Source organism: Paracoccus laeviglucosivorans (assembly GCF_900182695.1).
GTDB classification, from domain to species: Bacteria; Pseudomonadota; Alphaproteobacteria; order Rhodobacterales; family Rhodobacteraceae; genus Paracoccus; species Paracoccus laeviglucosivorans.
Genome location: NZ_FXTK01000009.1, coordinates 68,289 through 90,316 on the forward strand (window position 1 = coordinate 68,289; position 22,028 = coordinate 90,316).

General features: G+C 64.2%; 22 protein-coding genes. 16 read left to right on the forward strand and 6 right to left on the reverse strand.

All coding sequences use genetic code 11. The features are described 5' to 3' along the window. Positions 1–7 precede the first annotated feature (7 nt). The 3 genes from FN835_RS11375 to FN835_RS11385 are packed head-to-tail and all read right to left on the reverse strand — an operon-like array spanning position 8 to position 1,363. Positions 8–547 (reverse strand): MotE family protein, encoded by a 540-nt coding sequence (locus FN835_RS11375; protein WP_142663345.1) that lies wholly within the window; start codon positions 545–547, stop codon positions 8–10. Next, the gene (locus tag FN835_RS11380; RefSeq protein ID WP_142663346.1) at positions 540–890 is read right to left on the reverse strand and encodes a hypothetical protein; all 351 of its coding nucleotides are present in this window, start codon (positions 888–890) and stop codon (positions 540–542) included. Before FN835_RS11380 ends, FN835_RS11375 begins: the two co-directional genes overlap by 8 nt. Further along, positions 887–1,363 carry a flagellar basal body-associated FliL family protein gene (locus FN835_RS11385; RefSeq protein ID WP_142663347.1) on the reverse strand — a complete coding sequence of 159 codons (477 nt, stop codon included), beginning with the start codon at positions 1,361–1,363 and terminating at the stop codon, positions 887–889. The genes FN835_RS11380 and FN835_RS11385 overlap by 4 nt, the downstream gene beginning before the upstream one ends. Before the next feature lie 116 nt (positions 1,364–1,479). On the opposite strand from FN835_RS11385, the gene fliF reads away from it, so the two are divergent. From fliF to FN835_RS11420, 7 genes are all read left to right on the forward strand, one after another. Then, a complete protein-coding gene (fliF, locus tag FN835_RS11390) occupies positions 1,480–3,003 on the forward strand; it encodes a flagellar basal-body MS-ring/collar protein FliF (protein ID WP_246098713.1) in 1,524 nt (507 codons plus the stop codon). A gap of 22 nt (positions 3,004–3,025) precedes the next feature. After that, positions 3,026–3,580 carry a FliH/SctL family protein gene (locus FN835_RS11395; RefSeq protein WP_142663348.1) on the forward strand — a complete coding sequence of 185 codons (555 nt, stop codon included), beginning with the start codon at positions 3,026–3,028 and terminating at the stop codon, positions 3,578–3,580. A 1-nt stretch (position 3,581) separates the two neighbouring features. Further along, positions 3,582–3,839 (forward strand): FliM/FliN family flagellar motor C-terminal domain-containing protein, encoded by a 258-nt coding sequence (locus tag FN835_RS11400; RefSeq protein WP_142663349.1) that lies wholly within the window; start codon positions 3,582–3,584, stop codon positions 3,837–3,839. Next, positions 3,839–4,552 carry a flagellar type III secretion system pore protein FliP gene (gene fliP / locus FN835_RS11405; RefSeq protein WP_142663350.1) on the forward strand — a complete coding sequence of 238 codons (714 nt, stop codon included), beginning with the start codon at positions 3,839–3,841 and terminating at the stop codon, positions 4,550–4,552. Before FN835_RS11400 ends, fliP begins: the two co-directional genes overlap by 1 nt. Positions 4,553–4,714: 162 nt before the next feature. After that, a complete protein-coding gene (locus FN835_RS11410) occupies positions 4,715–5,779 on the forward strand; it encodes an efflux RND transporter periplasmic adaptor subunit (RefSeq protein ID WP_142663351.1) in 1,065 nt (354 codons plus the stop codon). Further along, positions 5,776–6,864 (forward strand): efflux RND transporter periplasmic adaptor subunit, encoded by a 1,089-nt coding sequence (locus FN835_RS11415; protein WP_142663352.1) that lies wholly within the window; start codon positions 5,776–5,778, stop codon positions 6,862–6,864. Before FN835_RS11410 ends, FN835_RS11415 begins: the two co-directional genes overlap by 4 nt. After that, the gene (locus tag FN835_RS11420; RefSeq protein ID WP_142663353.1) at positions 6,861–9,956 is read left to right on the forward strand and encodes an efflux RND transporter permease subunit; all 3,096 of its coding nucleotides are present in this window, start codon (positions 6,861–6,863) and stop codon (positions 9,954–9,956) included. Before FN835_RS11415 ends, FN835_RS11420 begins: the two co-directional genes overlap by 4 nt. Positions 9,957–9,967: 11 nt before the next feature. On the opposite strand, the gene recQ is transcribed toward FN835_RS11420, so the two are convergent. Together recQ and FN835_RS11430 are read right to left on the reverse strand one after the other, a co-directional pair. Continuing rightward, positions 9,968–11,992, reverse strand: a complete 2,025-nt coding sequence (recQ, locus tag FN835_RS11425; protein ID WP_142663354.1) for a DNA helicase RecQ — start codon at positions 11,990–11,992, stop codon at positions 9,968–9,970. Positions 11,993–11,995: 3 nt separating this feature from the next. Continuing rightward, entirely contained in the window at positions 11,996–12,289 is a 294-nt protein-coding gene (locus FN835_RS11430; protein WP_142663355.1) for a YggT family protein, read from the reverse strand. A gap of 127 nt (positions 12,290–12,416) precedes the next feature. Here FN835_RS11430 and FN835_RS11435 point away from each other — a divergent pair, with 127 nt between their 5' ends. The 9 genes from FN835_RS11435 (at position 12,417) to FN835_RS11475 (ending at position 20,816) form a co-directional block, all read left to right on the forward strand. Further along, positions 12,417–12,989, forward strand: coding sequence for an acyl-CoA thioesterase (locus FN835_RS11435; RefSeq protein WP_142663356.1), 573 nt, complete (start codon positions 12,417–12,419; stop codon positions 12,987–12,989). Positions 12,990–13,037: 48 nt separating this feature from the next. Beyond that, positions 13,038–14,396, forward strand: a complete 1,359-nt coding sequence (locus FN835_RS11440) for an MFS transporter (protein ID WP_142663357.1) — start codon at positions 13,038–13,040, stop codon at positions 14,394–14,396. Further along, positions 14,393–15,256 carry a penicillin-insensitive murein endopeptidase gene (gene mepA, locus FN835_RS11445; protein ID WP_142663358.1) on the forward strand — a complete coding sequence of 288 codons (864 nt, stop codon included), beginning with the start codon at positions 14,393–14,395 and terminating at the stop codon, positions 15,254–15,256. Before FN835_RS11440 ends, mepA begins: the two co-directional genes overlap by 4 nt. Before the next feature lie 77 nt (positions 15,257–15,333). After that, a complete protein-coding gene (locus FN835_RS11450; RefSeq protein WP_246098714.1) occupies positions 15,334–16,218 on the forward strand; it encodes an esterase-like activity of phytase family protein in 885 nt (294 codons plus the stop codon). After that, complete coding sequence (locus tag FN835_RS11455; protein WP_142663360.1) at positions 16,215–17,348, forward strand: serine hydrolase domain-containing protein; 1,134 nt, start codon at positions 16,215–16,217, stop codon at positions 17,346–17,348. Before FN835_RS11450 ends, FN835_RS11455 begins: the two co-directional genes overlap by 4 nt. Before the next feature lie 82 nt (positions 17,349–17,430). Next, positions 17,431–18,042: a queuosine precursor transporter gene (locus FN835_RS11460; protein WP_142663361.1), complete on the forward strand. Its 612-nt coding sequence runs from the start codon at positions 17,431–17,433 to the stop codon at positions 18,040–18,042. 327 nt (positions 18,043–18,369) lie between these two features. Further along, positions 18,370–19,128, forward strand: coding sequence for a glycosyltransferase family 2 protein (locus FN835_RS11465; protein ID WP_142663362.1), 759 nt, complete (start codon positions 18,370–18,372; stop codon positions 19,126–19,128). After that, entirely contained in the window at positions 19,121–19,432 is a 312-nt protein-coding gene (locus FN835_RS11470; RefSeq protein WP_142663363.1) for a lipid-A-disaccharide synthase N-terminal domain-containing protein, read from the forward strand. The genes FN835_RS11465 and FN835_RS11470 overlap by 8 nt, the downstream gene beginning before the upstream one ends. After that, positions 19,404–20,816, forward strand: coding sequence for an ArnT family glycosyltransferase (locus tag FN835_RS11475; protein ID WP_142663364.1), 1,413 nt, complete (start codon positions 19,404–19,406; stop codon positions 20,814–20,816). Before FN835_RS11470 ends, FN835_RS11475 begins: the two co-directional genes overlap by 29 nt. Here the strand turns inward: FN835_RS11475 and FN835_RS11480 are convergent. After that, entirely contained in the window at positions 20,783–21,961 is a 1,179-nt protein-coding gene (locus FN835_RS11480; RefSeq protein ID WP_142663365.1) for an acetyl-CoA C-acyltransferase family protein, read from the reverse strand. The genes FN835_RS11475 and FN835_RS11480 overlap by 34 nt on opposite strands. Between the last annotated feature and the right edge of the window lie 67 nt (positions 21,962–22,028).

The window sequence follows — 22,028 nt, forward strand, 5'->3', positions numbered from 1 at the left end:
CTTTCCCTTAATTCTTCGCCCGAATGGCGCCCATGTATGATGTCAGAAGCGCCGCCTGCCCCGGCTCGACCGAGGCCATGATCCGCGCTCCGGTTTCGGGCTGCACCCGTGCCAGAATCTGTGCGGCGAAATCCGGTGGCAGGTTTGTCAGCACCATGGCCGCCTGTTCCGGCTTCATCTGATCATAGACCGCAATGATGCGGGCGATGTCGTCGGTCTGCGCACGACTGCTGCCGTTCTGCTGATCCTTGATCTGCTGACGGACCTTTCGCAACTCGACCAGTTTTTCGGTAAGCTGCTGCTCGGCCACGGCAATCTCGGCCTTGCGACGGTCGATGTCCTGCATGTAACGTTCGATCCGCAGCCCGCGCTGATGCAGCGTATCGGCGAGCGTTACGGCTTCGGGAACATCGGTGCAGCCAGACAGCAATGCCGAAGGTTCGGCATTGGCGCGCAGTCTTTCGCGGCCATCAATCAGCATGACGCCCTGCGCAGCCGCAGCCAGAACCAGCACCCCGCCCAGCACGGAAAGCACATGCTTACGCATCGGCCATCTCCTGTGGGGCGCGGCGGCGGCGGCGCTGCAGCTTGGCGGGACGGGCGGCGGTGCTTTGGGCGAATTTCTGTTGCAGCAACCAAAAGGCGCGTTCTTCCTTGGCGCGTTCGATTTCGCCCGCAAGCCCGGTGGTGGCCTGCGTCGCCTCGGCCTTGGCCGATTGGATCGAGCGTTCCAGACGGTTGATTTCACTGGTCATCACCGCGATCGCACCGCCAAGCCCGGTTTCCAGGTCATTGAGCTTGCGCAACCGCCGCGCCAGCACAAAGCAGAACAGCGCAAGCCCGACCGAGAACGTCAGAAGCCCGGCCTGAAGGATCTGGGAAAGCGTCATTGGATGCGGAACTCCGTGATAAGGATGTCGCTGAATGCGTCCTTGCCCAGCACATAGACGGCCCGCGTCGCCAATTCGTCGCGCAGGATGTCAAGGATGCCGCGCTTTTCGAATGCACTAGGCTCGATCCCGGCAAGGAAGCTGTTGAAGGCATCGGAAAGGCGCGGCAGCAGATGTTCGATCGCAGGCCGGTTTGCAGCATCGGTTTCAATCTTCAGCGTCATCACCAACGTGCGCGGCGCATGGCCCGACAGGCTTAGCACGATCTGCGGCACGGCCACGAATTGCGTCTGCGGCAGCGGGGCCGCCTCGGGCGCATGGTCGCCTGCCTTAAGCAGCGCCATGGGCGACCAGAACCCCAGATAGGTCGAGGCAAATCCGCCCCCCAGCATCAGAACGGCAAGGATGATCGGCAGAAGCTTTTTCCTGCCCTTGGCGGGCTGCGCGTCGGCCGGGACGGCGGCGTCGGTCATGGTGATTCTCCATCGGTCTGCCGATTGGGTATCACCTTGGAGCTAACCAATTCTTAATCGCCGCCATGCCATGACACACGTGAAAGTTGATCACGGCCGATTCGAAGGGGGCGGTTTTGCTAAAGTTGCAGGAATACTGGCGCGAACGCAGCGCAAAGCAACGCGCGGTCCTGGTTGCGGCATTCGCCATCGCCTTTGGCAGCGTCATCGGCCTGTCATGGCTGGCCAGCAGGCCGAACATGGCGATGCTGTATTCCGGTCTGGACCCGCAACAATCCGGCGCGATCATGGCTGCGGTCGAAAAATCCGGCGTTCCTTATGAAATTCGCGGCGATGCGATCTGGGTCGAAGACGCCCGCCGCGACGCCTTGCGGATGACGCTGGCGGGCGAGGGGCTGCCTTCGGCCAGCGGCACGGGATATGAGATTTTGGACGGCATGTCCGGGTTCGGGACCACATCTCAGATGTTCGATGCCGCCTATTGGCGCGCCAAGGAAGGCGAGCTTGCCCGCACGATCCTTGCCCTGCCGAATGTGACGACGGCCCGCGTCCATCTGGCTGTGCCCAATGCCCGCGGCTACCGGCGGGAAGCGCAATCCAGCGCCTCGGTCACGTTGACGACGGACGGCACACCCATCAGCCGCAGTCAGGCCAAAGCGTTGAAGTTTCTGGTGTCGTCAGGCGTTCCGGGCATGTCGCCCGATCATGTCAGCGTGATCGACAGCGAACGCGGCGTCGTCGCCTCGAACGACGATCTGGCCGGCGAGGATCGCGAGGCCGAGATGAAGCGGAATGTCGAGCGCATCCTTGAGGCGCATGTCGGCACCGGCAATGCGATCGTCGAGCTGAACCTTGATCTGGTCACCGAATCCGAATTGCTGACCGAGCAGCGTTTTGACCCTGAACAACGCGCCCTGATCTCGCAGGAAAGCGAGGAGTCGTCGGACCAAAGCAACAACAGCCAACCGGGTGCCGTCACTGCCGCCTCGAACCTGCCCGAAGGGCAGCAGGATCAGGGCGACCAAAGCAGTTCGACCCGCGCCGAGACGCGGCAGCGATCGAATTTCGAGGTCAGCCGCCTGACGCGCGAGGTGAACCGCCAGCCCGGCGCAACCCGGCGCATGACCGTGGCCGTTCTGGTGAACGGCGTGCAGCGCGCGGACGCCAATGGCGGGCAGACGCTGGTGCCGCGCGACGAGGCCGAGCTGCAATCCATCCGCGAGCTGGTTTCATCGGCGGTCGGCTTCGATGAAACGCGGGGCGATGCGATCACGGTCAAATCGCTGCCCTTCGCCTCGCTAAGCGAGGCCGGGACCAGTGCAAGCGCAGGCGGCTTGCTGGAACGGCTTGACCTGAACGGTCTGATCAAGCTGGCGCTGATCTGCCTGTTCATTCTGGCGCTGGTGTTTTTCCTGCTGCGCCCGGTGCTGAAAGCCCGCAATGCCGAAAGCCGCGCCGCGCTGGATGACAGCCGCCCGTTGCCGCCACCACCCGAGGCCGAGGCGATGCCGCCCCTGTCGCCCGCCGTCGCCGAGATCGACTTTTCGCCCTCGGCAGGCAGCAACGAAGACCCTGTGGCCCGGCTTAAGGAGCTGATGAAATCACGCAAGGATGAAAGCCTGAAGCTTCTGTCCGGTTGATCGAAAAGCGTGAGGACGCGGCATGAAATCGGCTGTCTTGCGGCTGGAATCCTTTGCATCCGTGACGGTCGCGCCCATGCCCGCCCCGACCGTCGAGGACGTCGATGCGGCGTATCAGGCAGGATATGCCGACGGTCTTGCGGCCGGAAGACAGGCCGCTCTGGACGACTTGACGCAGCAACTTGCCCAGATTGGCGGGGCGCTCCGTGACAACGACATCGAAAACAGCCGCATCCGCAACGAGACTTTGGCGACGGTCCAGCCGGTTCTGGCAGCCATCGTCCAGACACTCGGTCAATCCAGCATCCGCGAACGCCTGCTTGCGGCACTGGGGCAGGAACTGGAAATGCTGGCGCGTCATGGCGATACGGCCGTGCTGAAAATCCGCTGCCCGCCCGATCTGGATCAGGATGTGGCGCAATGCATCGCGCGGGCGGGTTTTGCGAACATTGCGCTGGAACCCTGCGACATGACCGGGGCCGAGATCGTGACACAAGGCGGTCGCATTCACTTCAGCCCGGAAAAGCCCGCGCAGGACATGATCGAACTGCTTTCAGAAATCAGCATGAGGGAATGACATGGACGATCTAGCCAGCCTGATCGCGACCGACCAGATCCTGGTCGAAGTGACTATCCGCCTTGGTGCCACCCAGCTTTCGGTGGCCGAACTGTCAAGGCTGCGCCCGGACGACATCCTGACTCTGGATCAGGAAATATCGGACGGCGTGGACATTTGCGTCGGCGACAAGGTGATTGCACGCGGTGAGCTGACCGCCGCAACCGAGGGAGAAAGTCGGCTTGGGGTGCGCATCCTTGGTCCGGCAGAACAGCCGTGATGCGCATATTCCTGACCTTGGCGCTGTTTGTGCTGCCCCATGTCGCATTTGCGCAGGACGCATTGGGCACGACCATGGATAGCCTGTCGAATGGTGTCGGGCGCAATGCCATCACCTTGCTGGCAGTGATGACCCTGCTGTCGCTGGCACCGGGCATTGCGATCATGGTGACCTGCTTTCCCTTTATCGTGACGGTGCTCTCTATCCTGCGTCAGTCGATCGGCCTGCAGCAATCGCCTCCGAATATGCTGATCGTCAGCCTGGCGATGTTTCTGACCTGGTTCGTCATGGAGCCCGTCCTGACCGAGGCGTGGAACATCGCGGGCGCCCCATTGCAGAGCGGGGCGATCACCGTCGATCAGGCATTTGCCCGCGGGATCCAGCCGTTTCGCGGCTTCATGGAAACGCGCACCGATCCCGAAATGCTGGCGAGGCTGGCCGAAATCGCACCTGAACCGGATGCCGTGCCGGATCGTCTATCGGTGCTGATACCGGCTTTCATGCTTAGCGAAGTCCAGCGCGCATTCGAGATCGGCTTTCTTGTCGCCCTGCCCTTTCTGATCATCGATCTGGTGGTTTCGGCGGTGCTGATGTCGATGGGCATGATGATGGTGCCGCCCGCCGTGGTGGCCTTGCCATTCAAGCTGGCGTTTTTCGTGGTCGTTGACGGCTGGGGGCTGATAGCATCCGCGCTTGTTCGCAGCTATCAATGACTTGCGGAACATTGGCTGCTGACACCGGGCTTTGGTCAGATGACCCCGGCAATCGCCGTCAAAGCCGCGCAAAAGGCGAAGTCTCGTAGCGTAAGTTTCGACAATTCTGCCCACGTTGTTAAGAAACCGGGCATAATGCCGGTTAGATCATGGGGCTCGCAAATGCTGCGCCTGCTGCTGACACCTGTTTTGCTGCTTTGCCTGGTCAACCCCGGACGGGCAGAGAGCGATCTTGTCGTCGAGTTTGTCACCGTCGAACAGGGGCCCTTGGTGTTTGACGCGGCCCTGACCGGGACAGTGGCCGCCACCGATACGGTCGATATAGGATTTCGTCAGGGCGGTCGCATCGATCAGGTCTTCGTGGACGAAGGTGACTCGGTCACGGCCGGTCAGGCTTTGGCGCGGATCGACGCCTTGCAGCAGGAACAGGCGTTGCACGTGGCAGAAGCGGCCGTCGCGGCGGCCCAGGCGACCGAGGCGCAGACACGGCAGGCCCGCAACCGTGCTAGCGCCATGCTGGATCGTGGCGTGGGCACCCGTGCGGAACTGGACGCGACGAATCAGGCCCTGTCATCGGCGCAACGCGGACTTGCTCAGGCCAGGACAGGGCAGGATCAGGCCGCCCGCGCGCTGGAGGACACCGTCATCCGCGCACCCACCGATGCTATCGTCACGACCAGACGGGTCGAGCCCGGTCAGATCGTGGGTGCCGCGCAGGCGGTGATCTCGCTTGCTTCCTCGACGGGTCGCGAGGTCGTGTTTCAGACCCCCGACACGACATTGCTACGCCGCGCGATCGGTGCGCCCGTCAGCTTGCAGGGCATAGACTTTCCAGACCTGCGCATGACAGCCCATGTGACCGAAATCGCGCCGCTGGTCGATCCTGCCACCGGCTCGGTGCTGGCCCGCGCGCGGATTGACGATCCGCCTGAGAATTTCGATCTTCTGGGTATGGCCGTGCGCGGATCGGTGCATTTTCCGGCGGGACAGGGCATATCGGTGCCATGGACCGCGCTGACAGCCGTTGGACATGAACATGCCGTCTGGATCGTGGACAACGACCGGCGCGCGCGCCTGACCCCCGTGCATATTGAGCGATTTGCCGATGGCTCGGTCATCGTCGGGTCCGGGCTGGATGCCGGGCAGATCGTCGTCGGCGCGGGGTCACAGTTGCTGTATCCCGGACGCAAGGTCGTCGATCAGCATTCGGATGCGGGGGCGCAATGATCCTGCGAACGCTTCTTGCCGTGTTATTTGCCGCCGCTGCGTTCCCCGCTGCGGCATGGCCCTGGTCGCCCGCACCAGAGAAGGCTGCGGACCGCCCCCGCCCCATCGCCAGCATCATCGTCAGCGACACCATGCCCAACGACCACTCGATCCCCGGCGTGATCCGCGCCAGGACCGAGGTTTCGCTGGCGTTTCAGACGCTGGGTCGGTTAAGTCAGCGTCTGGTCGATATAGGGGCGGTCGTGCGAAAGGATCAGCTGCTGGCTGCACTTGATCCCAAGGATCTGCAGGATGACGTCCGCGCCGCGCAGGCGACCGCCGATGCCGCCAGCGTTGAGCTGCGCACCGCGCAGGCGACTGCGGAACGCACACGCGCATTGGCGCGGCGCAATGTCGCCACGACCGCGCAGCTTGAACAAGCCGAACAGACGCTGGTCGCCGCGACCGCCGCCGCGCAGCAATCGCAATCCGAACTGGTGCGCGCCCGCGATGCCGAGCTTTTTGCAGAAATGCGCGCGCCCTTCGATGGCGTCATCAGCGACGTGACGACCAATCCCGGCGCCGTCGTCAATGCCGGGGACACGATCATGCAGCTTGCAGCCCAGAATGATCTTGAGGCGGTGATCGATCTGCACCCCGCCATGCTGGCACGGATGAAGGACGGCGATCAGTTTGAAATCTGGTCCGAAAGCGATCCCGGCAACCTCTCGGCCGCCCGCATCTCGCTGATCGAGCCTGTGGCTGATGCCGCGACCCGGACGCGCCGTGTCCATCTGGCGCTGGATAGGCCCGAAGGTTTCCGGCTGGGTGCATTGGTGCGCGCCCGCCCGTCGATGCAGGGAATGAAGCGCGTGACCGTGCCCGCAAGCGCCATTCTGACGCAAGATGGCGCGCCGTATGTCTGGGTGGTCAGCACCGCGGGCAATGGCCGCACGGTCGCGCTGCGCCCGGTCCAGATGGCGGGTGCCGAGATCGGCGGCACCATCGGCATCCTGTCCGGCATAGATCCGGGGGATGAGGTGGTGGTGCGCGGTGTCAACTCGCTCAGCGACGGGCAAGCCGTCGGGGCAAGCGTCAGACCATGAAGCAGGGCCGTTTCAATCTGTCCGACTGGGCGCTGCATCACCGTTCGCTGGTGTGGTTCCTGCTGATCCTGTCGATGCTGGCCGGCACCTACAGCTATTTGCGACTGGGGCGCGAGGAAGACCCGAACTTTACCATCAAGGTCATGGTGATCACCGCATCACTGCCCGGTGCGGATATTGACGACACGCTGGATCAGGTCACCACGCGGATCGAAACCAAGCTTGAAGAGCTGGATGAGCTGAAATTTACCCGCTCGGTCACGATGCCCGGCCATTCCATCGTCTATGTCGAACTTGATCCGACCATTCGCGGTCCCGAGGTGCCTGCGGTCTGGCAGCGGGTGCGCAACATGATGTCGGACATCCGCCCCAATTTCCCGCAGGAATTCGAGGGGTTCCAGTTCAACGACGATTTCGGGGACGTGTTCGGCAATATCTATGCCTTTACCGCTGACGGATTTACCCAACGCGAATTGCGTGACCGGGTCGAGGACATCCGCAAACAGGTGCAGGCGATCCCATTGGCCGGAAAGACCACGCTTTTGGGGGTGCGGACCGAGGAGATATATCTGGAATTTTCCTCGGCGCGGCTGGCGGCGCTGGGTCTGAACCATAATGAGGTGGTGCAGACGCTGGCCACGCAGAACGCCATTTCTCCTTCGGGGATCGTGCAGGCGGGGCCGGAACAGGTGCTGGTGCGCGTGGGTGGCCAGTTCGAAGATGCCGCCAGCATCGCCGCCGTGAACCTGCGCGTGGGGGATCGGTTCTTCAATATCGGTGACGTTGCGACCGTCCGGCGCGGCTATCAGGATCCACCAAGCGAGTTGTTCCGCCATAACGGCAGGGATGCCATCGGCCTGCAGATCGGCATGCGCGACGGCGGCAATATTCTGGAATTCGGCAAGCAGGTCGATGCGCTGATGACCCAGATCGCGCGCGATATTCCGGTGGGCATCGAGATGGCGAAATTCGCCGATCAACCGCATGTCGTGGACGAAGCCGTCGGCCATTTCGTCAAGGCGCTGGCCGAGGCGGTGGGGATCGTGCTGCTGGTCAGTTTTGTCAGCCTTGGGCTGCGCGCCGGGTTCGTCGTGACGCTGACCATTCCGCTGGTGCTGGCAATCACATTCGTCATTCTGGACCTTTACGGCATCACCTTGCAGCGCATCTCTCTGGGGGCGCTGATCATCGCGCTGGGGCTTTTGGTCGATGACGCGATGATCGCGATCGAAACCATGATCTCGCGGCTGGAAGTCGGCGAAACGCTGGAAAACGCCGCCAGTTATGCGTGGACCTCGATCGCGTTTCCGATGCTGACCGGCACGCTGGTCACGGTGGCAGGCTTCATTCCCATCGGGCTGAACAATTCGGCGGCGGGGGAATTCACCTTTTCGCTTTTCGTGGTCATCGCGGTGTCGCTGATCGTCAGCTGGATCGTCGCGGTGCTGTTTGCGCCGCTGTTGGGGGCCACGCTGCTGCCGCGCCGCATGGCACATCATGCGCAACGGGACGGTTTCCTGCGGCGGGTGTTTCACCGGCTGTTGCTGATCGCCATGCGGTTCAAATGGGCGACCATCGTGCTGACCGTGGCGATCTTCGGCCTGTCGGTTTTCGGGATGCGGTTCGTGGAACAGCAGTTTTTCCCCAGTTCGGACCGGACCGAGATCATCGTGGACGTGACCGAACGCGCCAATGCCTCGATCGCCAAGACCGATGCCGATATTGCCCGGCTTGAGGCGTTTCTGGACCAGCAGGACGAGGCGCTGTTTCACACCGCCTATGTCGGGCGCGGTGCGCCGCGTTTCGTCCTGTCGATGGATGTCCCGACGCCCGGCCCCTATATGGGGCAGGTTCTGATCCAGACCCCGGATCTTGCGGCGCGCGACCGGCTCAAGGCCAAGATCGACGCATTCGCAAATCGTCAGATGGTCGGCACGGACATCTATATCAAGAACCTTGAGATCGGCCCCCCGGTCGGAAAACCCGTGCAATACCGCGTCAGTTCGCCTGACATTGCCGAGGCGCGCGACAAGGCGCGCGATCTTGCCTCGCTGCTGTCGACCGAGCCGCGCCTGCGCAATATCTCGTTGGACTGGGGCGAACCTGCGCGCGTGGTGCGGCTGCGGGTCAATCAGGACATGGCCCGGCAGGTGGGCATCAGCAGCGAAGACATTGCGGGCGCGCTGTCAGGGACATTTTCTGGGCGGATGATCACGCAGCTTCGCGATGGGATCTTCCTGATCAACGTGCTGGCGCGCGGGTCGGACGCGGATCGGCAATCGCTGGAATCGATCCAGAACCTGCAATTGGCGACGGCGACGGGCACGCCCATTCCGCTCGCCTCGTTGGCGCAGCTGGAATATGGGACCGAACAGCCGCTGATCGTGCAGCGCGACGGTCTGCCCACGGTCACGGTCAAGGCCGACATCGCCACCGCCGACCAGCCCGCCACGCTGATTGCCGCCCTTGCCGAAAAGGTCGCAGCATTCGAGGAAGACTTGCCCGCGCAGGTCCGCGTGGTCGTTGGCGGCACGGTCGAAACTTCGGGCGAAAGTCAGCAGCCGATTGCCGCCGTCGTGCCGATCATGCTGCTGATCATGGCGCTGCTGGTGATGATCCAGATGCAAAGTTTCCGCCTGTCGCTGATCGTCTTTGCCGCAGCGCCGCTGGGCCTGATCGGCGTGGTCGCGGCGCTTTTGCCATTCGGCGTGCCCATGGGGTTCGTCGCGATCCTGGGGGTTCTGGCGTTGATCGGCATCCTGATCCGCAACTCGATCATTCTGGTGCATGAAATTCAGGTGCTGATCGGCATGGGTCACAGCAAATGGGACGCCGTGTTCGAGGCGTCGGACAGCCGCGCCCGCCCGATCCTGCTGACGGCGGCGGCGGCAAGTCTGGCGCTGATCCCTATTTCGCATCAGGTGTTCTGGGGTCCGATGGCCTTCGCGATGATGGGCGGGATCATCGCGGGAACGCTGGTCACGCTGATCTTTGTCCCCGCGCTTTACTGCGCCGTCTTTGCAGTCAGGGCCCCCGAGGGCGACGGAATGCCGTCACCCGATGATCGGGCGCGGGCAGCGGCGCATCAATAGCGCCAGGCGGATCAATCCGCAGCGATTTCCGCCAGAAACGCCGCGCCGAAGCGGTCCAGACGCGGCGCATCCAGATAGCGCGACAGATCGCGCGGGCGGTCCTGCGCAATCCGCTTCAGGACCGAGGTGGTGACGGAAAGCGGCTTTTCGGTGCCGTCCTGCCCCCGGCTCAGGCGGGTCTGCGCATCGGTCAGCCGGTCGAACAGATCGCCCGCCGCACGTCCGGCCAGCGCCTTGCGCGCCGGGTGCATGGGCGCAACCTCTCCGGCAATGACGCGTAGGAATTCCTCGCCATAGCTTTCCAGCTTCTTCGCGCCGACGCCGTTCACGCGGGCCATGTCGTCCAGCGTTTGCGGGCGCGATTGCGCCATCTCGATCAGGGTGCGGTCGGGAAAGATAACATAGGCGGGCACGCGCGCCGCCTCGGCCAGAGCGCGGCGCTTGGCTTTCAGGGCGGAGAGCAGCGGCGCGTCCTCCTCATCGACCTGGGTGCGCACGACCACGGCGGGACGCGCTTTCGAGATCAGATCGCGGCGCAGTGTCACGCGCTCCTCTCCGCGCAGGACGGCATGGGCGGCGGCGGTGATGGCCAGCCCGCCATGGCGCTCGGGATCGGGGCGCAGCAGATCGCGGCCCAGCATCTGGCGGATGATCGCCTGCCACTGCCCCTTGGGAATGTCGCGTCCCACGCCAAAGGTCGGCAATTGGTCATGGCCGCGCTGGCGGATGCGGTCGGTCGAATTGCCGGTCAGCACGTCGATGATATGGCCCGCGCCATAGCTTTGCCCGGTCCGCAAAACGGCGGACAGCACCTTTTGCGCGGCCTCGGTCCCGTCGAACGTCTCAGGCGGGTTGTCGCAAATATCGCAATTGCCGCAAGGCGCGGCGGTTTCCCCGAAATAGCCCAGCAGCGCGACCCGGCGACAGGTCGCCGCCTCGGCCAGCCCCAGCAGGGCGTTCAGCCGCGCGTGATCGGCGGATTTGCGTTCGGGCGGGGCCAACCCTTCGTCGATCTGGCCGCGGCGCAGGCGCACGTCGTCCGAGCCGTAAAGCGTCAGCGTTTCCGCCGGTGCGCCGTCGCGACCGCCACGGCCGATTTCCTGATAATAGGCCTCGATCGACTTGGGCAGGTCGGCATGGGCGACCCAGCGGATGTCGGGCTTGTCGATGCCCATGCCAAAGGCAACAGTCGCCGTCACGATCAGCCCATCTTCGCGCTGAAAGCGGGTTTCGACGGCGCGGCGGGCCTCGGCCTCCATCCCGCCGTGATACGCGACCGAGGGCAGGCCGGAATCGTTCAGCGCCCCGGCCAGCGTTTCGGTTTTTGCCCGCGTGCCGCAATAGACGATGCCCGATTGTCCGCGCCGCGCCTGCGCAAAGTTCAGGATCTGCGCACGCGGCCCGTCCTTGGGCTGAAAGGCCAGATGGATGTTCGGACGGTCAAAGCCGCGCAGGAACACCCGCGGCTGGTCGCCACCGAACAGCCGTGCCACGATTTCGTCGCGCGTTTCGGCATCGGCGGTGGCGGTAAAGGCGGCCAGCGGCACCCCAAGCGCGGCGCGCAATTCGCCCACGCGCAGGTAGTCGGGGCGGAAGTCGTGTCCCCATTGGCTGACGCAATGCGCCTCATCCACGGCAATCGCCTGCACACCGGCGCGGCGAAGCATCGGGATGGTCGCGCCCGAGGCCAGCCGTTCGGGCGCCATATACAGCAGCCGCAATTCGCGGGCGGACAGGGCGCGCCAGACTTCGGCGTTCTCATCCTCGGTATTGCCGCTGGTCAGGGCGGCTGCGGCCACGCCCGCCTCGGTCAGCGCACGCACCTGATCGCGCATCAGGGCGATCAGCGGCGAGATGACCACCGTCAGCCCGTCACGCATCAGCGCAGGCAGCTGATAGCACAGCGACTTGCCGCCGCCGGTCGGCATGATCGCCAGCACGTTCTGGCCCTCGGCCACGGCGGTGACGATTTCCTCCTGACCGGGGCGAAACCCGTCGAAGCCAAAGACCTGCCGCAGCAGGGGCGCGGCAGACATAGCCTAGAACCCGTAGAAGAAGCCCGCGTTATTGGCCAACGCGCGCTGCGCGATGATGATGATGATAAAGACCACCAAGGGGGCCAGATCCAGCGCGCCGGTATTGGGCAGGATGGCGCGGACCTGGGCATAGATCGGCTCAAGCAGGCGGCTCAGGCCGTTCCAGATTTGCCAGACCAGCGGCTGGCGCAGGTTCAGAACCTGAAAGTTGATCAGCCAGGACATGATGATATGGGCGATCATCACGAACCACACCACATTCAAGATCAACATCAGTGCTTCAAAAAGCGTGCCCATCACATCCCTCATCCAGCGTTGCGAAAGACAGGTAAGCGAGGGCGTGCCTTTGCGCAACCCGCCGCAGCGTCCCGATTGACGGGCTGTGACCCGTTGGCTAGCCCCAAGCCCGAAAAGGAGGCGCGCCATGTATCCCATCCTGCGCTTTGCCAAGGAAATGCTGATCTGGCGCCGCGCGCCGCCCTTGGGTCCGCTTGACCCGCATGTCTCGACCCATCGGTGCTGGCCGTGGGATCTTGATCCGTGGATCGAGCTGAACAATGGTCGCACCCTGACGCTTTACGATCTGGGCCGCATTCCGATGGCGGCGCGGACGGGAGTGATCGGGATTTTGCGCAAGAATGGCTGGGGCATTACCGTCGCGGGGAATTCGGTGCGCTATCGCCGCCGCATCCGGGGCTTTGACCGCTTTACCATGGTATCGCGCACCATCGGCTGGGATGCGCGGTTCCTGTATATGGAACAAAGCATGTGGCGGCGCGGCGAATGCTGCAATCATATGCTGCTGCGGGCGGCAATCACTTCGGAACAGGGGATCGTCGCGCCCGCGCAGGTGATGCAGGCGGCGGGCCTGTCGCCGGAAAGCCCGGACCTGCCCGACTGGGTGCAGGCGTGGATCGCGGCGGACGGACTGCGGCCATGGCCCCCGGCCTTGCCCGCTTTGGCCTCGACCGATCCGAAAGACGACTTGCCAGCCTGACCGCGCTTTGGCCTTATGCGCGCGAAGGTTGCGCAAAGGGAAACCGGCATGGAACGCAAACGTATCTGGGGCTGGTGGTTCTTTGACTGGGCCAGTCAGCCCTATGCGACGCTGCTGACCACCTTCATCTTTCCGGTCTATTTCGCCGAGGTCGCGGGACGCCATTTCGCGGCCCAGGGCTTGGACCCGCAGGCCGCCAGCGCCGCCACGCAAAGCCTGTGGGGCTACGGGCTGTCGATCACCGGTTTCATCATCGCGATCATGGCCCCGGTCCTTGGCGCGATTGCCGATACCAGCGGGCGGCGCATGGTGTGGATCTGGCTGTTTTCGTGTTTTTACATGCTGGGTGCCTGGGGGCTTTGGTATCTGGTCCCTGACCAGCCCAACCTGCATCTGGCCGTCATCTGCTTCGGCATCGGCCTGATCGGGATGGAGTTCACCACGATCTTTACCAATGCCCTGCTGCCCGGCCTTGCCCCGCGCGAGGAAGTCGGCCGCGTCTCGGGTTCGGGGTTTGCCTTTGGCTATGTCGGCGGCGTGCTGTCGCTGTTCGTCATGCTGCTTTTGCTGGCCGAAAGTGCGCAGACAGGGCTGACGCTGCTGGGCATCCCGCCGATCCTCGGGCTGGACGCCGCAGCACGAGAGGGGACGCGCGCCGTAGGCCCCTTCACCGCGATCTGGTATCTGGTCTTCATGATCCCGTTCTTTCTGTGGGTGCGCGAAACACCGGGGCCGCGCCGCCCGGTTCGCCTTGGCGCGGCGCTGCGCGACCTGTGGCACCTGATCCGCAGCCTGAAAAACCGCCATTCGCTGGCCGCTTTCCTGCTGTCGTCGATGTTTTCCCGCGATGCGCTGAACGGGCTTTACGCCTTTGGCGGGCTTTACGCGGCGGCAGTGCTGCAATGGCCGGTGATCCTGACGGGCATCTTTGGCATCGTGGCGGCGATTTCCTCGGCGGTGATCTGCTGGATCGGGGGGCGCGCGGACAAGCGTTGGGGACCAAAGCCCGTCACGATCGTCGCGACCTTCGCGCTGATCCTTGTCTGCGTGCTGGTGATCGGCATGACGCGCGAGAATTTCATGGGAATGCCCCTGGCCCCCGGTTCGCGCCTGCCCGACATCGTGTTCTTCATCTGCGGCGCGATCATCGGCGGCGCGGGCGGCGTCGTGCAATCGTCGGGCCGCACGCTGGTCGTGCTGCACACCACCGCCGACCGCGCGACCGAGGTATTCGGCCTTTACGCCTTGTCAGGCAAGGCTACGACCTTTTTGGCGCCATTTCTGATCGCGGTTGCGACCGATATCAGCGGAAGCCTGCGCCTTGGCATCTCTCCGTTGATCGTGATGTTCCTTATCTCGCTGGTTTTGCTAATGTGGGTCAAAAGAACAGGAGAACCCGAGCAGTGATCCGCAAAATCCTGACCGCAGCCGTGCTGGCGGTGGCGACGGCGTTACCCGTTGCCGCCGATCCATTGGCGAAAGACGTGTTCGGTTCCGTGCCCGGCCCAACGGGTGGCGCGCCCGCCGCCATCGGATTTTATTCCAAGGGCTGCATTTCGGGCGCGGTGCAATTGCCGGAATCCGGGCCTTCGTGGCAGGCGATGCGCCTGTCGCGCAACCGCAACTGGGGCCACCCGGAACTGGTGGGCTTCCTGATCGGTCTGTCGCGCGTCGCCCAGCAGGTCGGCTGGCCGGGGCTTTACATCGGCGATATGGGCCAGCCGCGCGGCGGGCCGATGACCTCGGGCCATGCCAGCCACCAGCTTGGGCTGGATGCCGACATCTGGATGCTGCCGCCGCGCAGCCTGTCACTGACACGCGCACAACGCGAAAGCCTGTCGTCGCAATCGGTGGTCAACCGCGCCGGAACCGCCCCCTCGGCTTTGTGGAGCGGGGCACATATGGCGATCATCCGCGCCGCCGCGATGGACCCGCGGGTCGAGCGTATCTTTGTGGATCCGGTCGCCAAGGTGTCGATGTGCCAGACCGAGACCGGCAATCGCGCCTATCTGCGCAAGATCCGCCCAATCAACAACCACGACTATCATTTCCACGTTCGGATGGCCTGCCCGCCCGGCTCGGTCTGTCAAAAGCAGGACCCGCCCCCGCCCGGCGACGGCTGCGCCGAGGCCGCCGAATGGATCAAGAACCGGATCGATCCCAGCCGCGTCAAACCGGTGCCGCCCGATCCGAACTATCGCCACCCCCGCAGCTATCGACTAAGTGAGATGCCCCAACAATGCCAACTTGTCGGCACCGCCCGCTAAAGGGCGGCGCGCAGGTCGGCAGAACCTGGCCTTGCCGCCCGCTTGCGGGGTTGGGCATTGCCGGTCTGGCTGTCGTCGTGACGCTTTCCCAATCCTGCGCCGCCCAGCCCGAGGCGGCGGCGCGTAACGAACCGCCGCAGGTCGAATATGTCGGCACGCATATCTGGCACATGCCGCACGAGGATTTCGGCGGCTTCTCCGCGATCGAGATCGAGGATGACGGCACGCGCTTTACCGCTTTGTCCGACCGCGCCACCATGCGCTGGGGCCGGATCGAACGCGGCGATGACGGGCGCATCGCCAAGATGGTCCCCGAAGGGCATACACGGCTAAAGGACAGTCGCGGTCGCGCGCTGAAACCAGGTTGGGTCGGCGACAGCGAAGGCATTGCCATCGGCAAGGACGGTAAGATCTGGGTCAGCTTCGAAGGGCTGACCCGCGTGGCCCGCTATGACACGCACACAAGCAATGCCACCCCCCTGCCCCGCCCGCAGGAATTCAAGAAGATGCAGCGCAACTCCTCGCTTGAGGCGTTGGCGATTACGGATGACGGCACGCTGCTGACCCTGCCGGAACGCTCGGGTGCGCTTGGTACGCCGTTCCCGGTCTGGCGTTTCCGTGATGGCAAATGGGACCAGCCGTTTTCCATCCCACGCAGCGGCGACTGGCTGGCGGTCGGGGCCGATATGGGACCGGATGGCCGCTTTTACCTGCTGGAGCGGGACTTTCTTGGCCTTTTGGGCTTTCGCACCCGCGTCCGCCGCTTCGATCTTGGGCCCGACGGCTTTTCCAACGAACAGATTTTGCTAAGCAGCTATCCCCTGCAATACGACAATCTGGAAGGCATCTCCGTCTGGGAGGACGAACAGGGCATTCGCCTGACCATGATTTCGGACGACAATTTCAGCCGGTTGCAGCGCACCGAGCTGGTCGAATACCGCGTGACCGAGGATAAGCCGTGACCCTTGCGCAGATGACCGAAGCGCTGGATCGCGGCATCGACAGCGCATTGGCCGAACAGCGCATCGTCGGCTGCATGGTGATGCTGGCGCAAGGCGGACAAACGGTCTTTGCCCGCGCCGCAGGCATGGCCGACCGCGAGGCGGGACGCGACATGACGCCCGACACATGGCTGCGCTATGCCTCGGTTACGAAGCCGTTGACGACCTTGGCCGCGCTGCGCCTGATGGCGTCGGGCAGGCTGGATGCCCAAGATGCGGTGACGCGCTGGCTGCCGGAATTTACACCCGCACTGCCGGATGGGACGCGGCCCCAGATCACCGTGGATCACCTGATGTCTCATATGGCGGGGCTGGATTACACCTTTGCCCAAGGTCCGGGCGACCCCTATCCGCAGGCCGCCGTCTCGGACGGGATCAGCGACAGCGGCATCACGCTGGCCGAGAATGTGCGCCGCATCGCCTCGGTCCCGCTGGATCGTGTGCCGGGGACGGCATGGCGCTATTCCATCGCGACGGATGTGCTGGGCGCGGTGATCGAGGCCGCAGCAGACATGCCGCTGCCAGATGCGATGGCCGCGCTGGTGACGCAACCGCTGCAGATCGATGCCGCGTTTCAGGCCGACCCGTCGCGACTGGCCGCGAATTACGCCGATGCGCAGCCCGCGCCCCAGCGGATGCAGGGTCTGACCCGCGTGCCGATCCCCGGCGTGCCGAACCGCTGGTTTTCCTTTCAGCCAGAGCGCGCCCTTGATCCCGCAGCCTATCCTTCGGGCGGCGGTGGCATGGCGGGCACAGTTCCCGGCGCGCTGGCGGCGCTTGAGGCGTTGCGCAGCGGCAACTTTATTCCCGACGACCTGCGCAGGCAGGCATTTGCGAACCGTATCGCCGAACCCCATCCGATGCGAGGACCCGGCTGGGGGCATAGCTGGGCGGGCGCCATCGTCACCGATCCGGGGCTGGCAGGCGTCGGTCTTGGCGCGGATTGCATCAGCTGGGGCGGCATCTATGGCCATAGCTGGATCATCGATCCCAGCCGTGACCTGATCCTGCTTTCCATGACCAATACCAGCACCCAAGGCATGAACGGCGCATTCGCGGTCGAGATGGCGTCTGCCCTGATGAATCGTTGACAAGACGCACCTGACGGGCGTATGCGGCGCGCTGCCCTTGCCGGGCCGAGTTCTCCGCTACCTTGTCAAAACGGAATCCGACATGCGTATTCTTCCGGGCGTCATCGCCATGGCCATCGTGGTGGTGGCCTCGAACATTCTTGTGCAGCATCTGCTGGGCGACTGGCTGACCTGGGGGGCGCTGACCTATCCGGTGGCCTTTCTTGTCACCGACATCATGAACCGCGTCTATGGACCCCAGGCCGCGCGCAAGGTGGTTTTTGCCGGTTTTGTCACCGGGGTGCTGTGTTCGGTCATCGCCGCCGGAATGGACAAGACGACGCTGCGCATCGCGATCGCATCTGGTGCAGCGTTCCTTTCGGCGCAGCTGATGGACATTTCTGTGTTCAACCAGTTGCGAAAATACAACTGGTGGCTACCACCCCTAGCGGCCACCGTGGTCGGATCGGTGCTGGATACTGCCGTATTTTTCACCATCGCGTTCTGGTCGGGGCTGACGCCGGTGTTTCCGTCGGACGATGTTTCTTGGGCAAATGAACTGGTTCCGCTGCTGGGCCACGGCCCCGTTCAACCGTTGTGGGTTTCATTGGCAGTTGCCGATTGGCTGGTCAAACTGGCGCAGGCATTCGTCGCTTTGATCCCCTTCAGGATCATCGTCGGAAATTTGATCCAAAGGCGCGCGCAAATTCATTGACTGTTCATCCTCCTGTGTCACGCTGAACTCATACGGCAACACATTGAAAGGAGGTGGTCCAGTGTCGAGAGTGATATTGGAGAGAGGTGTCGGGACAGTCAGGGGGGCCGTGGCCTGAGGGCAGCCCCAAGGGTCGTAAACCCTGGCTGGGACGGTGGGCACCAACCCTAACCGGACCATCTCCGTGGATCTCGCGGGCCGTTTCCCAAGGAAGCGGCCCGTTCCTATTTCGGCGGGAACGCCCTTGCGAATGTCACGCTGGCTTGTCGGCAGCGCCGGATAAGTGTCACAATATATGGCTAGGGGTTTCACAAAAGTCCCAAGCCCATGACCGAGCAAGCCATTCGCACCCAGCCCGCCTTTTCGATCGTGGTCCCGGCCCGGAACGAGGCGCCGAATATCGGCCCCCTGATCACCGGGATCGAGACTGCCTGCACCCCGCTTGGCGCGTTTGAGCTGATCGTGATCGACGACGGCTCGCAGGACGATACCGCCGCGCGGGTGCTGGATCTGGCCGAAACCCGGCCCTGGCTGCGGCTGCTGCGCCATCCGCAATCGGGCGGGCAATCGGCAGCGGTCCATAGCGGCGTGACCGCAGCCCGCGCCCCGATCATCGCCACGCTGGACGGCGACGGCCAGAACCCGCCCGCCGACCTGCCGAAGCTGCTGGTGCTGCTGGTCAATGGCAACGATCCGCGCCTTGGCCTTGTGGCGGGCCAGCGGGTCGCGCGGCGCGACACGCTGTCCAAGCGCGTGGCATCCCGACTGGCGAACAGTCTGCGCAAAAGCCTGCTCAAAGACGGCACGCGGGACACGGGCTGCGGGCTCAAGGCGTTTCGCCGCGATGCCTTTCTGGCGCTGCCCTTTTTCAACCACATGCACCGCTATCTGCCCGCGCTGTTTTCGCGCGACGGCTGGCGGGTGGCGCTGGTCGATGTGGGCCATATGCCGCGTTTGGCCGGGCATTCGAACTATACCAACCTGCAACGCGGGCTGGTCGGCATCCGCGACCTGATCGGCGTCGCCTGGCTGATCGCCCGGCGCAAAACGGTCCAGCCGCTCCCCGAGGAGACCCTGCATGATTGAACGCATTCTGGCTGCCTTCAACGTCCACACCACGAACGAACTGATCTGGGTGTTTATCGGGCTTGCCGCGCAGCTTGCCTTTACCGCCCGCTTTCTGGTGCAGTGGATCGCGTCGGAACGGGCCAAGAAGTCGGTCATCCCGGTCGCGTTCTGGTATTTTTCCCTGATCGGCGGGCTGATCCTGCTGGCCTATGCCATCCATCGCCGCGACCCGGTTTTCATCCTGGGACAAAGCCTTGGCACGATCATCTATCTTCGCAATCTGTGGCTGATCCATGCAGAAAAGCGCGCATTGGCCCGCTGATCCGGTCCGCGCCGCGATCTGGGCGATTCTGGCGCTGACCGCGTGGCGATTGGCGCTGATGCCGTTTTCGCGCCTCGAACTGTTCGTGGATGAAGCGCAATACTGGCTGTGGGGGCGGGAACTTGCCTTTGGCGCATATTCCAAGCCGCCGCTGGTTGGCTGGCTGATCCGCGCCGCAAATGAGATTGCGGGCTCGGACGCGCCATGGGTCGCGCGGCTGCCTTGGCCGATCTGTCATGCCATCGCCGCGCTGGCGGTGCTGGCGCTGGGACGCAGGCTGGCCCCGCCGGACGTTGCGGCGCTGGCGGGTGTGACCTATGCGACATTGCCCGCGATCTCGCTGGGCAGTCTGCTGATTTCCACCGACAGCCCGATGCTGATGTTTCTGGCCCTGTCGCTGTTGCTGTGGCACCGGCAGGCGGCAGGCGCGGGGCGGCTGAATGCCTTGGCGCTGGGGGCCGCAATCGGGCTGGCGATGATGTCGAAATACGCGATGCTGTTCGCGTTGGCCGGTCTGGCCGTCACCGCGATCTGGCCTGCATGGAGACTGCGGCTGACCGACCTGCTGATCGTGGCACTGACGGCCCTGCTGGTCCTGGCCCCGAACCTGATCTGGAACATGCAGCACGACATGGCCACCATGCGGCACACCGCCGAAAACGCCGATTTCCACGGCCTTGCGCTGCATCCCGATCTGGCCCTGCGCTTTCTGGCCGAGCAGTTCGTCGTCGCGGGTCCGGTGGTTTTTGCCGCGATCGTGCTGGGTCTGCGCCGGGGGCCGCTCGCCGTCCTGACAGCCGCGCCTTTGCTGATCTGCACGCTTCAGGCATTGAACGCGGGCGCGAATGCGAATTGGGCGGTGGGTGCTTATGTTTCCGGCGCGATACTGGCGGCGCTGGTCCTGTCGCGCCGCTGGGCGATTGCCAGCCTTGCGATCAACGGCACTTTGGCACTGGCTTTGCCGCTGGTCGCCATCGCTGCCGATCATCTGCGCCGCGCCGATGGCAGCCCGATGCTGGACCGCTACGTCGGGGTCGAGGCACCGATGACCGCCGCCCTGAACCGCATCACGGAAAACCGGCAGGCGCCCGCGCTGGTCATCTCGGACGACCGGGCCGTGCTGGCGCAACTGTTCTATCTGACCCGCCGCGACCATTGGGAAGGCGTGACCGTGCGCGCGCTACCCGCCAAGGATCGCGCACCGAACAGCCATTACGAATTGCTTTATCCGCTGACGACCCAGCCCGGTCCCGGTTGGCTTGTCACCGACACCGCCCCCGCCTGCGCAGCCCAGACTGCGGTGTTGGACGGCAAGATGCGGCTGTATCGTCTTGATCAGGTCTGCCTGGATCAGATGCGCTCGATCGCCAGTGCAATCCCCTGACCGCCGCCGATGCACATGGTCACCAGCGCCTTGCGGCCCTGGATGCGCTGCAATTCGGACATGGCTTTCAGCGTGATGATCGCACCCGTCGCGCCGACCGGATGACCCAGCGCAATCGCGCCGCCATTCGGATTGACCCGCGCGGGATCAAGGCCAAGCTCGTTGCTGACCGCAAGGGCTTGGGCGGCGAAGGCCTCGTTCGATTCGATGACATCGAAATCGGCGATGCTCAGGCCCGTCCGGGTCAGCAGGGCGCGGACGGCGGGGACGGGGCCGATGCCCATGACTTCGGGGCGAACCCCCGCGACGGCATGGCCAAGGATGCGAAAGGCGGGCGTCAGCCCCGCCGCCTGTGCCGCATCCGCCCGCGCAAGCACAAGTGCCGCCGCGCCGTCGTTGATGCCCGACGCATTGCCCGCAGTGACCGTGCCGTCTTTCTGAAAGACCGGGCGCAGGGCAGCCAGTTTTTCAAGGCTGGTTTCCTTGGGATGTTCGTCGGTGTCGAAAGCCACAATGCCTTTGCGGGTCTTGACCTCAACCGGGACGATCTGATCGGCGAAATGGCCCGCCGCAATGGCACGGGCGGCGCGCGACTGGCTTTCCAGCGCGAATGCGTCCTGCGCCTCGCGGGTGATGCCATGTTCGCGGGCGACGTTTTCGGCGGTGACGCCCATATGGCCGGTGCCCATCGGACAGGTCAGGGCGCCGGTCATCATGTCCAGCATCTGGACATCGCCCATCTTGGCACCGAAACGCGCGGCGGGCACGGCATAGGGGGCGCGGCTCATCGACTCGGCCCCGCCTGCTACGGCGAAATCGGCATCGCCCAACATCAGTGCCTGCGCGGCCGACACGATCGCCTGCACGCCCGATCCGCAAAGGCGGTTGACGTTCATCGCGGGCGTGGTGTCGGGAACGCCCGCATCCAGCATGGCGACGCGGGACAGATACATATCGCGCGGTTCGGTATTCAGCACATGGCCAAAGACCACGGTGCCCACCTGTGCGGGTTCGATCCCGGCGCGTTCGATCGCCGCGCGGGTGACGGTGGCGGCAAGCTGGATCGGCGGCGTGGCGGCAAGGCTGCCGCCGAAGGTGCCGATGGCCGTGCGCGCGCCCGACAGAATGACGATTTCCTGCGACATGACTGTATCTCCCCCATTTTCCCTTGGATCAGGCTAAAGCCGCAACGTCGCGTGCGATAGCCCCAAG